General features: G+C 67.3%; 11 protein-coding genes. 3 read left to right on the top strand and 8 right to left on the bottom strand.

Annotation, left to right across the window (positions count from 1 at the left end; all coding sequences use genetic code 11):
- Positions 1-42: 42 nt before the first annotated feature.
- The 5 genes from ABNK63_RS16035 to ABNK63_RS16055 form a co-directional block, all read right to left on the bottom strand.
- The gene (locus ABNK63_RS16035) at positions 43-564 is read right to left on the bottom strand and encodes a hypothetical protein (RefSeq protein ID WP_007807073.1); all 522 of its coding nucleotides are present in this window, start codon (positions 562-564) and stop codon (positions 43-45) included.
- Positions 565-601: 37 nt separating this feature from the next.
- Entirely contained in the window at positions 602-904 is a 303-nt protein-coding gene (locus tag ABNK63_RS16040) for a LysM peptidoglycan-binding domain-containing protein (protein WP_007807071.1), read from the bottom strand.
- Positions 905-1073: 169 nt separating this feature from the next.
- Entirely contained in the window at positions 1074-4214 is a 3141-nt protein-coding gene (locus ABNK63_RS16045; protein WP_350016191.1) for an efflux RND transporter permease subunit, read from the bottom strand.
- A gap of 227 nt (positions 4215-4441) precedes the next feature.
- Positions 4442-7681: an efflux RND transporter permease subunit gene (locus ABNK63_RS16050; RefSeq protein ID WP_007807067.1), complete on the bottom strand. Its 3240-nt coding sequence runs from the start codon at positions 7679-7681 to the stop codon at positions 4442-4444.
- A 101-nt stretch (positions 7682-7782) separates the two neighbouring features.
- Positions 7783-9036, bottom strand: coding sequence for an efflux RND transporter periplasmic adaptor subunit (locus ABNK63_RS16055; RefSeq protein ID WP_007807066.1), 1254 nt, complete (start codon positions 9034-9036; stop codon positions 7783-7785).
- A gap of 464 nt (positions 9037-9500) precedes the next feature.
- Here ABNK63_RS16055 and ABNK63_RS16060 point away from each other — a divergent pair, with 464 nt between their 5' ends.
- Positions 9501-10022 carry a c-type cytochrome gene (locus ABNK63_RS16060; RefSeq protein ID WP_007807064.1) on the top strand — a complete coding sequence of 174 codons (522 nt, stop codon included), beginning with the start codon at positions 9501-9503 and terminating at the stop codon, positions 10020-10022.
- Positions 10023-10307: 285 nt separating this feature from the next.
- On the opposite strand, the gene ABNK63_RS16065 is transcribed toward ABNK63_RS16060, so the two are convergent.
- The gene (locus ABNK63_RS16065; RefSeq protein WP_350016192.1) at positions 10308-10901 is read right to left on the bottom strand and encodes an ACP phosphodiesterase; all 594 of its coding nucleotides are present in this window, start codon (positions 10899-10901) and stop codon (positions 10308-10310) included.
- Between the two features lie 48 nt (positions 10902-10949).
- Between ABNK63_RS16065 and ABNK63_RS16070 the strand changes: the two genes are divergently transcribed.
- Together ABNK63_RS16070 and zapE are read left to right on the top strand one after the other, a co-directional pair.
- On the top strand, positions 10950-11639 hold the full coding sequence (locus ABNK63_RS16070; protein WP_040673065.1) for an alpha/beta fold hydrolase: 690 nt from the start codon (positions 10950-10952) through the stop codon (positions 11637-11639).
- Positions 11640-11674: 35 nt separating this feature from the next.
- Positions 11675-12796 carry a cell division protein ZapE gene (zapE, locus tag ABNK63_RS16075; protein ID WP_350016193.1) on the top strand — a complete coding sequence of 374 codons (1122 nt, stop codon included), beginning with the start codon at positions 11675-11677 and terminating at the stop codon, positions 12794-12796.
- A gap of 15 nt (positions 12797-12811) precedes the next feature.
- On the opposite strand, the gene ABNK63_RS16080 is transcribed toward zapE, so the two are convergent.
- Together ABNK63_RS16080 and ABNK63_RS16085 are read right to left on the bottom strand one after the other, a co-directional pair.
- Entirely contained in the window at positions 12812-13354 is a 543-nt protein-coding gene (locus ABNK63_RS16080; RefSeq protein WP_350016194.1) for a DUF1453 domain-containing protein, read from the bottom strand.
- A gap of 95 nt (positions 13355-13449) precedes the next feature.
- The gene (locus ABNK63_RS16085; RefSeq protein ID WP_350016195.1) at positions 13450-13821 is read right to left on the bottom strand and encodes a cupin domain-containing protein; all 372 of its coding nucleotides are present in this window, start codon (positions 13819-13821) and stop codon (positions 13450-13452) included.
- Between the last annotated feature and the right edge of the window lie 2 nt (positions 13822-13823).

The raw sequence follows: 13823 nt of genomic DNA on the forward strand, positions 1-13823 counted from the left end.
CGGCGCGTTGCGCCGCATGCCGCCCGACACGGACCCGGTGGATCACTTGACCGAGAAGTCCTTGCTGGCCACCGGTTTGCCATCCAGCGAGATCTCCACCTTGTAGTTCCCGGCGGGGAAGCCGCTGGGCTTGCTGATCATGAACACGGTGGTCTCCGGCCCGTTCGCTTCCAGCGTCTTGCTGTCCTCGTGCACGGTCTGGCCATCCTGGTAGGTCCACTTCGCGGCCAGCGTGCCGTTTCCGCTGCCGGCCGTGTCGACCGACGCGTAGATGCTGTCCTTCGGCGCGAACGTGTCGCCGCTGGCCGCGATCCGGTTGTTCGCGTCCACGCTGGAGCCCAGCTGGACCGAGCTGAAGCTGATCGCCGGCGCATTGCCGGTGTTGTCCATGCCGGCGGTGCCGGCGGGGGCGGGCGCCATGGTGGCGGGCGGCGGCACCGTGGCCGCGGGCGGTGGCGTGGCGGGGATCTGCGAGCTCGAGTCGTCGGTCTTGCCGCAGCCGCCCAGCGCCAGCGCGGCGGCCAGGGAAGCGGCGAGGATCAGGGGTTGGCGAGTCGTCTTCATGGCATGTCTCCTGTTTCGGGGCTTGCGGTGTGGTTGCTCAGGGCTTCGCCGGAATCTTCAGCATCTGGCCGGCCTTGATGCGATCCGGGTCGGTGAGCTGGTCGCGGTTCGCGTCGAAGATCGGCTTCCACGCATTGCCGTCGCCATAGAAGTGCCTGGCGATCTTCGACAGGCTGTCGCCTGCCACCACTTCGTAGATCGTGGTTTCGTCGGCCGTCGAACTCACATGCGACTGCACGTCGCTGAAATCGGCCTTCGCCGCCGGCGGCATCTGCGCGGCCTGGCTGCGCACCTCGCTGCGCACATCGGAGAAGTCCGGCTTGCCGGTTTCGTTGCCCATGGCGTGGTCTCCGTCTCCAAGAGTGGGAGCCATAGGTAACGGTCGTCCGGTTAACGCCTTGTGAGTGCGTTGCCGGAACGTTCAGCTGGAAACAGGCGCCGGAAAGGCCACGTCTTCCCGCCACGACCGGTGGCCCGAACGGTGGCCCGACGTTCCACGACTGCCGTCGTCACGCCCCTGCCAGCTGACGGCGGCGGCGCGCCAACTGGCGCTCGCGGCGGCGCGCGGACCATGCCCGGCGGCGCTGGGCCAGGCAGGAGAAGATCACGTACAGTGCCGGGGTGCTCAGCAGGGTGAGGCTTTGCGAGATCAGCAAGCCGCCGATCAGGGCGATGCCCAGCGGACGACGCAGTTCGCTGCCTTCGCCCAGTCCGATCGCGATGGGCAGCGCAGCGAGGATCGCCACCATGGTGGTCATCATGATCGGGCGGAAGCGCACGGTGCACGCCTCGCGCGCGGCTTCGAGCGGACTCTTGCCGTGCTCGCGTTCGGCGACCAGGGCGAAGTCGATCATCATGATCGCGTTCTTCTTGACGATGCCGATCAACAGCACCAGCGCGATCTGCGCCACCACCGACAATTCGGTGCCGGTCAGCCACAACGCCAGCAGCGCGCCGACCCCGGCGGCCGGCAGGGTGGACAGGATGGTGACCGGATGGATCAGGTTTTCGTACAGCATGCCCAGCACGATGTAGACGGTCAGCACGGCGGCCAGGATCAGCCAGCCCATGCCGCTCTGCGATTGCTGGAAGCGACGGAAGTTGCTGCCCATCTGCACCTTGATGTCACCAGGCATGCGCATGTCCTGCACGGTGCCCTGGATGATCGCCATCGCCTCGCCCATGCTGACGCCGGGGGCGAGGTTGAAGCTGATATCCATCGTGCTGTACTGGTTTTCGTGGGTGATCTGCGATGGCGCCAGCCCCGGCTCCTGCCGGGTGAAGGCGGTGATCGGGATCATCTTGCCGCTGCTGGAGGCCACGTAGATGCGGTTCAGCGCATCGGGCGTGGCGGTCTGGTCGGGCAGCGCGTTGACCACCACCTTGTACTGGTTGATGTCGGAGTAGATCGTGCTGACCTGGCGCTGGCCAAAGGCGTCGTAGAGCGCGCCGTCGATCGCGCCGATCGATACGCCCAGGCGCGCGGCCTTGTCGCGATCGATCACCATGTTCTGGCGCAGGCCCGCTTCGTCGACGTCGGTGCCCACGTCGCTGAGCTTGGGATTCTTCTTCAGCTCGGCCTGCAGTTTCGGCAGCCATTCCTGCAGGCTGGCCTGGTCGTTGCCCTGCAGTGAAACCTGGTACTGGGCGCCCTGGCTGGTGCCGCCACCGCCGCCGCTGGGCAGGTCCTGCACCGGGCGCAGGCGCAGGTTGAGGTCGGGATACTTGGCCGCCTTGGCGCTGAGTCGCGCCAGCACGGTGAAGGTGTCGTCCTTGCGCCCCTGCGCCCGGGTCTTCAGGTCGATGTTGAACGAGCCACTGGTGCCCTGCCGGCTGCTGCCCAGGCGCGAGCCCACGGTGGCCACGTCGGGGTCGGCCATCAGCATCGCGGTGAGGCGTTCCAGGCGCTGCTTGCTCTCGGCGAAGGAGACCGTGGCGCTGGAGCTGGCGCGCCCCCAGATCAGCCCTGTGTCCTGCTGGGGGAACAGTCCCGTCTTGACCACGCCGAACAGGAAGAAGGTGGCCACGATCAGCACCAGCGGCGTCAGCGCGAACAGCAACGCGTGCCGCAGCGAGAAATTCAGGGCGCGGGTGTAGAGCCGCAGCATGCCGGCGTGGAAACCGTCCAGCGCGCGCGCCAGGCGCGAAGGTGCCGCCGCCCTGTGCGCGTCATGCCCGCTGAGGAAGCGACCGCACAACGCCGGCGTGAGAGTCAGCGAGACCAGCGCGGAAACCACGATCGCCGACACCAGGGTCACCGCGAATTCGTGCATGAACATGCCGGTGACGCCACCGGCGAACAGCAGCGGGATGAACACCGCGATCAGCGAGGCGGTGATCGACACGATGGTGAAGCCGATCTCGCGGGCGCCGGCGAGGGTCGCCTGCATCCGCGTCATGCCGTCGTCGATGTGCCGGATGATGTTCTCGATCACCACGATCGCGTCGTCGACCACGAAGCCGATCGCGATCACCAGCGCCAGCAGGGTGAGGTTGTTCAGCGTGTAGCCGAGCACGTACATCACCACGAACGCACCGGCCAGCGACAGCGGCACGGCGACGGCGGCGATCAGCGTGGGCGCCAGCCGGCGCAGGAACAGCGCCATCGTGAGGATCACCATCGCCAGCGAGATCAGCAAGGTGGCCTGCACCTCGTGCAGCGAGGCGCGGATGGTCGGCGTGCCGTCGAAGAACGGGATCAGTTCGGTGCCAGGCTGCAGGTAGGCGCGCAGGGTCGGCAGCTGGTCCTTGACCAGGTCCACCGTGGCGATCACGTTGGCGTCGGCCTTCTTGTAGACGTACATCAGCACCGCCGGCTTGCCGCGGAACCAGGCCGCCTGGTACGCGTCCTGCTGGCCGGCGTAGACCCTGGCCACGTCGGACAGCCGCACCGGCGTGCCATTGCGGTTGGCGATCACCAGCCGGGCGAACTCGTCGGCGCTGTGCATCTGGGTGGTGGCGCTGATCGCCATGGTGGTCTTGCCGTTGGACAAGAAGCCCTCCGGCGAAGTGACGTTGGCCGCGCTCAGCGCGTTGCGCAGCTGGTCCGGCGACAAGCCCATCGCGTTCAGCGCGCGCAGGTTCACGTCCACGCGGATCGCCGGCGTGGCGGCGCCGGCGATCTCCACCGACGACACGCCGGGCAGCTGGCGCAGCCGCTGGGCCAGCAGCGAGTCGGCCGCGTTGTAGAGGTCGGCGGCGGACTGGGTGTCGGAGGTCATCGCCAGTGCGATGATCGGATCGTCGTTCGGGTTGGCCTTCTGGTAGCTGGGTGCGCCGTTGAGACCGCTGGGCAGGTCGGGCGCCGCCGAATTGATCGCCGCCTGCACGTCGCGCGCGGCCGCGTCCAGGTCGGTGCCGTTCTGGAACATCATGAAGACGAACGTGCTGCCTTCGGAGCTGGACGAGCGCATCGTCTCGATGCCGGGCACCTGGCCCAGGTGGCGCTCCAGCGGTGCGGCCACGGTGGATGCCATGGTGCTGGCGTCCGCGCCGGCCTGGCTGGCCTGCACGAAGATCGCGGGGAACTGCATGTTCGGCAGCGCCGCCACGCCGAGCAGGAAGTAACAGATCATCCCGCCCACGAACAGGCCGATCGCCAGCAGCGAAGTGCCGATCGGGCGGCGGATGAAGGTGCCGGAGAGGTTCATGGGATCAACGTGGGCAGGGGATGGGCGGGGTTTCGCAGATGACGGGTGAACGCATCATCCCACCCTCAACGTGCGAGCCGCCGAAAGGTTGATCGAAACGACTCCCGGCGAAGGGCGACCCCGGGCCAACCCTTTCTGCGACCGAAGGAAGTCCCTTTGGGGGCGAGCAGGGAAGGAAGCACGGCGCTGGGCTCCCTCCTGCCTTGCGCAGGAGGGATATCGAAAGATCACGCCGCGTGGCTGGCCCGCGCGCGGGCCAGTGCACGCTGCTCGCGACGGGCAGCGAGCCAGTCGGAGAAGCGCTCCATGTACAGGTAGATCACCGGCGTGGTGTACAGCGTGACCAGCTGCGACAGCAGCAGGCCGCCCACGATGGCCACGCCCAGCGGCCGGCGCAGCTCGGAACCGATGCCGTTGCCCAGCGCCAGCGGCAGCGCACCCAGCATGGCCGCGGCGGTGGTCATCATGATCGGGCGGAAACGCAGCAGGCAGGCGCGACGGATCGCCTCGCGGGCGTTGAGGCCGGTTCGACGCGCCTCGATCGCGAAGTCGATCATCATGATCGCGTTCTTCTTGACGATGCCGATCAGCAGCACGATGCCGACGATGCCGTCCACCGACAGGCTCATGCCGCACAGGATCAGCGCCAGCAGCGCACCCACGCCGGCCGGCGGCAGGGTGGAGATGATCGTCAGCGGGTGGATGTAGCTCTCGTACAGCACGCCCAGCACGATGTAGATCACCACGATCGCGGCCAGCAGCAGCAACACCTCGTCACCCAGCGAGGAGGTGAATTCGGCGGCCTTGCCGACGAACTCGCCGCGCACCTGGGGCGGGAAGTTCAGTTGCGCCTCGACCTGGTGGATCGCCGCCACGGCGTCGGAGAGCGAGTAGCCCGGCGCCACGTTGAAGGCCAGCGTCACCGCCGGCAGCTGCTGCTGGTGGCTGACCACCAGCGGTGCGCTGGTGACTTCGGCGGTGACCAGCGAGGACAGCGGAATGCTGCCGCCAGCGCCGATCTGGAAGCCCACGTTGCCGGTGTTGCCGATGCCCGAGGGCGTGGCCGAATTGCTGGATTTCAGCTGGCCGAAGCTGGTCGCGGTGCTGCCGACGAGCGCGCCGCTGCCGTTGCCGCGCACGGTCAGCTTGGTCAGCAGGTCGTCGCTGGTGCGGAACTCCGGCGCCACTTCCAGCACCACGCGGTACTGGTTCAGCTGGGTGAAGATGGTCGAGATCTGGCGTTGGCCGAACGCGTCGTACAGGGTGTCGTCGATGCTCTGCACCGGCACCCCCAGGCGGCTGGCCTTCTCGCGATCGATGGTGAGCTTCAGCGCGTTGCCATTGTCGGCGAGGTTGTTGTCGACGTCGGCCAGTTCCGGCCGCTGACGCATCGCCTCGGTCATCTGGTTGGCATAGCCGGCCAGTTCGGACGCGCTCACGTCGGACATCGAATACTGGTATTCGGTAGCCGCCACGCGGCTGTCCAGGGTCACGTCCTGCACCGGCTTCAGGTACAGCGCCACGCCCGGGATGCCCGCCACTGCCTGCTGCAGCCGCGGCAACAGCTTGTCCAGACCATCGCGGTCGCCGCGATCCTTCAGCACGATGCTGAGCTGGCCCTGGTTGAGCGTGGGGTTGATCGTGCCGGCGCCGATGAAGGCGGCCACGCCGGCCACGGCCGGGTCCTTGCGCAGCGCCTCGGCGACCGCCCTGGTGCGGTCTTCCATCTGCGGGAAGGCGATGTTGTCGTCCGCCTGCACCACGCCGGTGATCAGGCCGGTGTCCTGCTCGGGCAGCAGGCCCTTGGGAATGGCGACGTACAGGAACACGGTGAGCACCACCGCGGCGCCGGCCACCAGCATGGTCATGCGCTGGTGATCGAGCACCCAGTCCAGCGAGCTTTCGTACACCGCCACGGTGCGCGACCACACGGTGCGCTTGCCGGCCGCGGCATGCTGCTCGTGGGCGTCGTCGCCCTCGGGCAGCTGATCGGGCTTGAGCAGGTAGGCGCACATCATCGGGGTCAGCGTCAGCGACACCAGCATCGATATGGTGACCGCGATGGTGAGCACCCAGGCGAACTCGTGGAACAGCCGGCCGGTGACGCCCGGCATCAGCAGCAGCGGCAGGAACACCGCCACCAGCGACACGGTCAGCGACAGCACGGTGAAGCCGATCTCCTTCGCGCCGATCTCGGCTGCTTCCTTGCCGCTCTTGCCCTTCTCGATGTAGCGCACGATGTTCTCGATCATCACGATCGCATCGTCCACCACGAAACCGGTGGCCACGGTAAGCGCCATCAGCGACAGGTTGTCCAGCGACATGCCGGTGAACGCCATCACGCCGAACGTGCCCATCAGCGACAGCGGCACCGCCGTGGCGGGGATGATGGTCGCCCACAGCCGGCGCAGGAACACGAAGATCACGCCGATCACCAGGAATACGGTGAGGATCAGGGTGAACTCGACGTCGTGCACCGAGGCGCGGATGGTCACGGTGCGGTCGGCGAAAACGTCCAGGTGCACGTCGGCCGGCAGCGCGCTGCGCAGTTCGGGCAGCACGTTGCGGATCTGCTGCACCGTCTGCACGATGTTGGCGCCGGGCTGGCGGCGCACGTCCAGCAACACCGCCGGCTTGCCGTTGGCCCACGCGGCAAGCTGGTCGTTCTCGACGCCGTCGACCACCTTGGCCACGTCGGACAGCCGCACCGGCGAGTTGTTCTTGTAGCTGATGATGGTGTTCTTGTACTCGGCGGCATCACTCAACTGGTCGTTGGTGCCGATGGAGTAGCTCTGCGTCTTGCCGTTCAAGGTGCCCTTGGGCGCATTGACGTTGGCCTGGGTCAACGCGCTGCGCACGTCTTCCATGGTCAGGCCGAGGTTGGACAGCTGCGCCGGGTTCACCTGCACGCGCACGGCCGGCCGCACGTTGCCGGCGATCGAGACCAGGCCCACGCCCTGCACCTGCGACAGCTTCTGCGCGATGATCGAGTCGGCCAGGTCGTTCACGTCGCGCAGCTGGCGGCTGTCGGAGGTGAGCTTCAGGGTCAGGATCGGCGCGTCGGCCGGGTTGACCCGGTTGTACACCGGCGGATACGGCAGGTTGCCCGGCAGGGTGCCCTTGGCCTGGTTGATCGCCGCCTGCACGTCCTGGGCGGCGATGTCGATGTCGCGACCCATCGAAAACTGCAGGATGATCGTGGACAACCCGGCGGACGAGTCCGAGCTCATCATGGTCAGGCCTGAGATCTGCCCCAGGTTGCGCTCCAGCGGCGTGGTGATCAGCGAGGCCATGGTGTTGGCGCTGGCGCCCGGATACTGCGTGCTGACCACCAGGCTCGGCGCCTCGATTTCCGGCAGCGCCGACACCGGCAGCTGGCGGTAGCCCAGGATGCCGAGCAGCAGCACCGCCACCATCAGCAGCGAGGTGGCGATCGGTCGGCGAATGAAGAGGGTCGAGAATCCCATGGCTATCCGTAACGTCTAAAGTGCGGTTTCAGCCGCGATCATGGCTGGCGCGCGGCCGCAGCCGCGCAACTTCGGGTGTCGCGGCGACGCAGGCTGGCTGCTCAGCCGTGACGGCGACCACCACCCTTGCTGTTCTGCCGGGCCTTTTCCATTTCGGTCGCGGTCGGCACCGCCGGCACTTCGCCCGGCTTCAGCGCGTTGACCTTGCTGCCGGGCTTCAGCCGGAACTGGCCCTCGGTGACGACGCGGTCGCCGGCCTTGAGGCCGCTGCCGATCATCACGTGGCTGTCGCCCACTTCGCCGGCCACCACCACCGCCTGCATCTTGACCGTGCTGTCGCCCTGCACCTGATAGACGTAATCGCCGTCCGGCCCGCGCTGCACTGCCTGCGCCGGGATCACCAGGCCGCCGTCGACGGTGCTGACCAGCAGCTGCACGTTGACGAACTGGCCCGGCCAGAGTTCGTTCTTCGCGTTCGGGAATTCGGACTTCAGGCGGAACGTGCCGGTGGTGGTATCGATCTGGTTGTCGATCACCTTGAGCACGCCGCCGCTGGCGATCGGATGGGCATCGGTGCGATCCAGCGCGGTCACCTGCAGCGCGGCGGCGTCCTTCCCGGCGGCGCTGCGCACCATGTCGAGGTTCTGCTCGGGCAGGGTGAACATCACGTTGATCGGGTGCAGCTGGGTCAGCGTCACAATCGTGCTCGAAGTGCTCACCACGTTGCCCGGATCCACGCCACGGATGCCGGCCAGGCCATCGATCGGCGAAATCACCTTGGTGTAGTTCAACTGCACTTGGGCATCACGCAGGCTGGCCGCATCGGCAGACACGGCGGCCTGGTACTGGGCGGCGGTGTTGCGCAAGGTGTCCAGATCCTGCTTGGAGATGTAGCCCTTGGCAGCCAGGTCCTGGCTGCGTGCCAGGTTGCTCTTGGCCGTGTCGAGCATGGCCTGGTCCTGGCGCTGTCGCGCCACGGCCTGGTCATAGGCCGCCTGATAGGTGCGCGGGTCGATCTGTGCGAGCACCTGGCCCTTCTTCACCGGCTGGCCCTCGGTGAACTCGAGGCTCAGCAACTGGCCGCCGACCTGCGGGCTCACGCTGACCGTGTTGAGCGCCTGCACCGTGCCCAGTGCGGTCAGGTAGACCGGCACGTTCTGCTTGACCACGGGCACCACGGTCACCGGCACCGGCGGCGTCTCGTTCTTGCCATCCTTGCCGCCACGGTCCTTGCCGGCCGCCTGGGCCGAGGACGCGGAGCCGGCCGGGGCCGGCTTGTGCAGCAGGCGGAACCCCAGCGCCGCCACCACGATCACGGCGATGACGATCAACGCGATCTTCCAAAAACGCGACATGTAAAACTCCTGGATTGAACGGTGCGGCCATGCGACACGCAGCCGCGTGACACGCATCTGCCTGCTGTCGGATGGCGCCGACGGACGACTCTCGGGGTGAAAGCATAGGGGCAGTTCAACGAAAATGAACAATGCCGGTTGACATGGGTACGCCATGACCGATGGCAGGGTAATGGCTTTCGCGCAGGGTTGCGTCGGTTTTCGCCGGCGCCGTTCACGCAGTCCGTCGTCAGCGGAGCCTGAAACTTGCCGCGCGCTTCGTTTATAATCTCCGACTGGTTGCCTGTCCGATCCCCGAATCCGGGCCGGGGGCAAGCTTGATCAGCGTCGCGCACTCATGGACCACGCCCCAGGGGAGGTGTTCATGATCCGGTGCGACAGCAACAGGCAATCGAGGCAGGTCGGGGCCGCCATGGTGGCGTTCCGCAGTGCCCACTGAAAGGAGTACGTGCGTGAGCGGTTCCATGAGCAAGGCGGACCACAGCGTCCTGCGCCAGTTTTCGATCATGATCGGCGGCCTCGCCGTGCTGACGGTCGTGCTGATCTTCTCGGCACTGGCCATCCATGAGCACGAGCCGAAGGAAACCAATCCGGATCAGCCGGCCCAGGTGACCGCACGGATCGCTCCGGCTGGCGCGGTATACGCCGGCAATACCGGCCGCGCCGCGATGCAGGCTGCCGCCGATGCCGCCGCCAAGGCCGCTGCCTCGCAGGTGGCTTACGGCGGCACCACCGACGGCAAGGCGATCTTCGATCACCTGTGCACCAGCTGCCACACCTCCGGCGTCGCCGGCGCACCCAAGGTGGGCGACAAGGGCGCCTGGGGTCCGCGCCTGGCCCAGGGCATCGACGTGCTGGTCAAGCACGCGATCGAGGGCTACCACGGCCCCGACGGCAACTTCATGCCGCCCAAGGGTGGCAACCCGGCTCTCACCGACGAGCAGGTGACCAACGCCGTGCACTGGATCGCCGATCAGGCGAAGTAAAACTTCGCCTGATCCAACAAGCTGTCTGCAAACGCCGCCCTCGGGCGGCGTTTTCGTTTGCCCCTTCCCCTGCAAAGCAGGGGGAGGTTGGGTGGGGGTCGCTTTTGAGCTGGGCGACTTCGCCTGATCCAACAAGCCGTCTAAAAACGCCGCCCTCGGGCGGCGTTTTCGTTTGCCCCTTCCCCCCATGGGGGAAGGTTGGGATGGGGAGCCCCGGAGTGCGGGGAAGATCAAAAGCACCCCACCCCAGCCCTCCCCTGCTGCGCAGGGGAGGGAGCAAGGGCCTCAGTCAGTGTGCCTCTCGACCCATTCCCGCGCGAACCTTCGCAATTCGGGAAAGAACGCCTCGAAGTGCTGCTGCAGTTCCGCCTCCCGCGCCAGCAGCACCGGTAGTGCCGAATCCAGCGGGTTGGTCCGGCTCAGGCGCTGCCCGATGCCGGCCAGCGCGTGGCCCAGCACCGCGCGATCAGCATAGCGAGCCGGCAACTGGTGGTAGTCCATGTAGCCCCGGAAGCGTCGCAGGCCCGGAGGCAGCAGCGCGTCATGCCGCCACAGCAACGCCCGCAATGCGTCGGAATACGGCTGCAGCGGCTGCCCGCTCCAGCGCGGGAAGTCGCGCGCCAGGCAATGGTCGAACCACATGTCGAGCAGGATGCCCGCGTAACGGCGATGGGGCGATGGCAGCAAGGCCTTCGCCGCCAGCACCTCCGGGTGGGCGTCGGTATGGACGTCGATCGCGCGATGCAGGCGGATTCCGGCGATCACCCGGGGCGGATACAGCGCCGGGTCGGGCTGTCCGTGGACGAAATCGCCGAGCATGCCGCCCAGTTGCAGGTCTTCGTCGTCACCGGCCAGCAGAGCGTGCGCCAGATGGTTCACCGGCAGCTTCCGCGGCAGGCGATCCGATCGGCGGTTATCATCGTGCGCATGAATCCCACCGAACTCCCCGCCGAACCGGCCACCTTTCCCGATGTCGCCGCCAGTTTCATGCTCGACGGCCCGGTCGGCAAGCTGGAAACCATCAGCGATGTCGCCGAGCCGGCCTGCGCGCGCCGCGGCGTGGCGGTGGTCTGCCATCCGCTGACGGTGGAAGGCGGCACGATGCACAACAAGGTGGTGACCATGGCCGAGCGCGCCTTGCGCGAATCGGGGCTGGACACGGTGCGCTTCAATTTCCGCGGCGCGGGCAATTCGGCCGGCGAGTTCGACCGCGGCGATGGCGAAAGCGAGGACCTGGCCGCCGTGGTGGATTGGGTGCGCCAGCGGCGACCGCACGATGCCTTGTGGTTGTGCGGCTTCTCGTTCGGCAGCTACGTGACCATCCGCAACGCGGTGCGTCTGCATGCCGACGTGTTGGTGAGCATCGCCCCGCCGGTGGGCCGGCGGGAATTCGGCCCGGTCACGCTGCCCGAATGCCCCTGGCTGGTGGTGCAGGGCGAGGCCGACGAGGTGGTCGATCCGCAGGCGGTGTTCGACTGGATCGACGCGCTGGAGCACAAGCCCGAGCTGGTGCGCATGCCCGACACCAGCCACTTCTTCCACCGCCGCCTGATGGACCTGCGCGGTGCGATCAAGCACGCCGTGCTGGGCTGGCTGCCACCGCCGCGCAACGACTGAAACCTGCTCCCCCCACTTCACGACCTGTCCGCTCCATGAGTGAAAACCCCTCGCTCGCGCCCAGCGCGCGCTATCACGAAGGCGTCGCCGCGCACCGCTGGGAGTCCGACCCGGCCCAGCTGGCGCTGCTGTCCGAATTCGACCGCATGCACGCGGCGCTGTGCGCGCCACCCGCCAGCGAAAGCGGCCTGTTCAGCCGGCTGAAATCCCTGCTCGGCAATGACGAAGCCGCCGCGCCGGTGCCGGGCCTGTACCTGTGGGGCACGGTGGGCCGCGGCAAGACCTTCCTGATGGACCTGTTCGCCGCCAGCCTGCCGCATGGCGTGGTGCTGCGGCGGCACTTCCATCGCTTCATGGGCGAAGTGCACGACGGCCTGCGCCAGCTCGGCGAGCGGCAGAGCCCGCTGGTCGAGGTCGCCGCCGGCATCGCCGCGCGCTGCCGGGTGCTGTGCCTGGACGAATTCCTGGTCAACGACATCGGCGACGCGATGATCCTGGCCAACCTGCTCGATGCCCTGTTCGAGCGGGGTGTCACCCTGGTCACCACCTCCAATACCGCACCGAAGAACCTCTACCGGGACGGCCTGCAGCGCTCCCGTTTCCTGCCCGCGATCGCGCTGCTCGAACGGCAATGCCACGTGGTGGAGATGGCCTCCTCGCGCGACTGGCGCCTGCGCGCACTGACCCAGGCCTCGGTCTACCTGACCCCGCCGGGCGCCGAGGCGCACCGCAGGCTGGAAAAAATCTTCGCCAGCCAGGCCGGTGAAGAGGTGGAGCAGGATGGCCAGCTGCACGTCAACGGTCGCGACATCCCGTTCCGCAAGCGCGCCGACGGAGTGCTGTGGTTCGAGTTCGGCGCGCTGTGCGAAGGCCCGCGGGCAGTGGCCGACTACATCGCACTGGCCAAGGCCGGCCCCGCGATCATCATCTCCAACGTGCCGCAATTCACCGTGTACAGCGAGGACGCGGCGAAGCGCTTCGTGCAATTGGTGGACGAGTTCTACGACCGCCACGTGAAGCTGGTGCTGTCCGCCGCCGCACCGATCACCGAGCTGTACGACGGCGAGCGGCTGCGCGCGGAATTCGGCCGCACCGAGTCGCGCCTGATCGAAATGCAGAGCGAGGAATACCTGGCCCTGCCGCACCGGCCGGAATGAACCGGCAGGCCCGGGCTACAGCGGGGTCGCGATGCCCGGATGGCTGTTCTGGAAACGCCGGTGATGGATCAGCAGGCCGGTGAAGTACACGATGTAGTAGCCCACCAGCAGGCCGATCAGCAACAGCGTCATCGGGGTCAGCGCCTGGCCCATCGGCTGCATCGCCGCCGCGTCGCCCGCCGCCGCCTGCAACTGCCACATTTCGAACAGGCGCCAGGCCAGTCGGCCGAGCAGCAGGGCGGTGAGCAAGGCGCCGATCCAGGGATTGGGGACGTAGCAGTCGCCCTTGGCCGGATCGATCTCGAAGCGGGTCAGGCGCAGGCCGACCAGGCCCACCGCGCCACCGATCAGGACGCCGCCCAGCAGCCCTTCGGCCAGCGCCAGCCGCTGCAGTCCGCTGAGCGCCATCAGGCCGCCGAGGATCACGAAGATCACGATGCGGGCAATCATCCGCTTGCGCCGGATCGGCTGGCGGCCGAACTGTCGGCTCACGCGCTTCCAGACCATCCAGGCCAGCAATGGCAGCATGATCAGGTAACTGGTCAGATGGGCAGGCATCGGCATTCCGTTGGCTGGGAGTGGCGGCAGCTTAATTCAGCCACAGCCCGCCTGACGACTGACGAATGTCATCCATCGGCCAGCCGTGGCGCGGATCAGGCATCGCCCAGTTGCTGGGCGATCGAGCGCGTACGCCCGGTGACCTGGTTGCCGGTATGCAGGGTCGACTTGCGTTCGATCAGCAGGATCAGGCATTCGGCCGCGGCCACCGGATTGTGGCGCGTGCCCTTGGGCACCACGAACAGTTCGCCCTGGTCCAGTTCCACTGCGCCGGTTTCCAGCTCGATGCGCAGCCTGCCGTCGAGCACCATGAACAGTTCGTCTTCGTCGTCATGGCTGTGCCAGCCGAAGGTGCCCAGCAGCTTGGCCACCTTCAGATAGCTGTCGTCCAGCTCGCCGATCACGCGCGGTGACCAGTATTCGGCGAGTGCGGCAGCGGCAGCCTTCGGCGAGACGGCGGAGGGCATGC

The sequence above is a fragment of the Rhodanobacter sp. IGA1.0 genome (assembly GCF_040208325.1).
Lineage (GTDB): Bacteria > Pseudomonadota > Gammaproteobacteria > Xanthomonadales > Rhodanobacteraceae > Rhodanobacter > Rhodanobacter spathiphylli.

Excerpts from the sequence above, each read along its gene's own strand:
- ABNK63_RS16035 (WP_007807073.1), bottom strand. The coding sequence starts at position 564 with ATGAAGACGACTCGCCAACCCCTGATCCTCGCCGCTTCCCTGGCCGCC.
- ABNK63_RS16040 (WP_007807071.1), bottom strand. The coding sequence starts at position 904 with ATGGGCAACGAAACCGGCAAGCCGGACTTCTCCGATGTGCGCAGCGAG.
- ABNK63_RS16045 (WP_350016191.1), bottom strand. The coding sequence starts at position 4,214 with ATGAACCTCTCCGGCACCTTCATCCGCCGCCCGATCGGCACTTCGCTG.
- ABNK63_RS16050 (WP_007807067.1), bottom strand. The coding sequence starts at position 7,681 with ATGGGATTCTCGACCCTCTTCATTCGCCGACCGATCGCCACCTCGCTG.
- ABNK63_RS16055 (WP_007807066.1), bottom strand. The coding sequence starts at position 9,036 with ATGTCGCGTTTTTGGAAGATCGCGTTGATCGTCATCGCCGTGATCGTG.
- ABNK63_RS16060 (WP_007807064.1), top strand. The coding sequence starts at position 9,501 with ATGAGCAAGGCGGACCACAGCGTCCTGCGCCAGTTTTCGATCATGATC.
- ABNK63_RS16070 (WP_040673065.1), top strand. The coding sequence starts at position 10,950 with ATGAATCCCACCGAACTCCCCGCCGAACCGGCCACCTTTCCCGATGTC.
- zapE (WP_350016193.1), top strand. The coding sequence starts at position 11,675 with ATGAGTGAAAACCCCTCGCTCGCGCCCAGCGCGCGCTATCACGAAGGC.
- ABNK63_RS16080 (WP_350016194.1), bottom strand. The coding sequence starts at position 13,354 with ATGCCTGCCCATCTGACCAGTTACCTGATCATGCTGCCATTGCTGGCC.
- ABNK63_RS16085 (WP_350016195.1), bottom strand. The coding sequence starts at position 13,821 with ATGCCCTCCGCCGTCTCGCCGAAGGCTGCCGCTGCCGCACTCGCCGAA.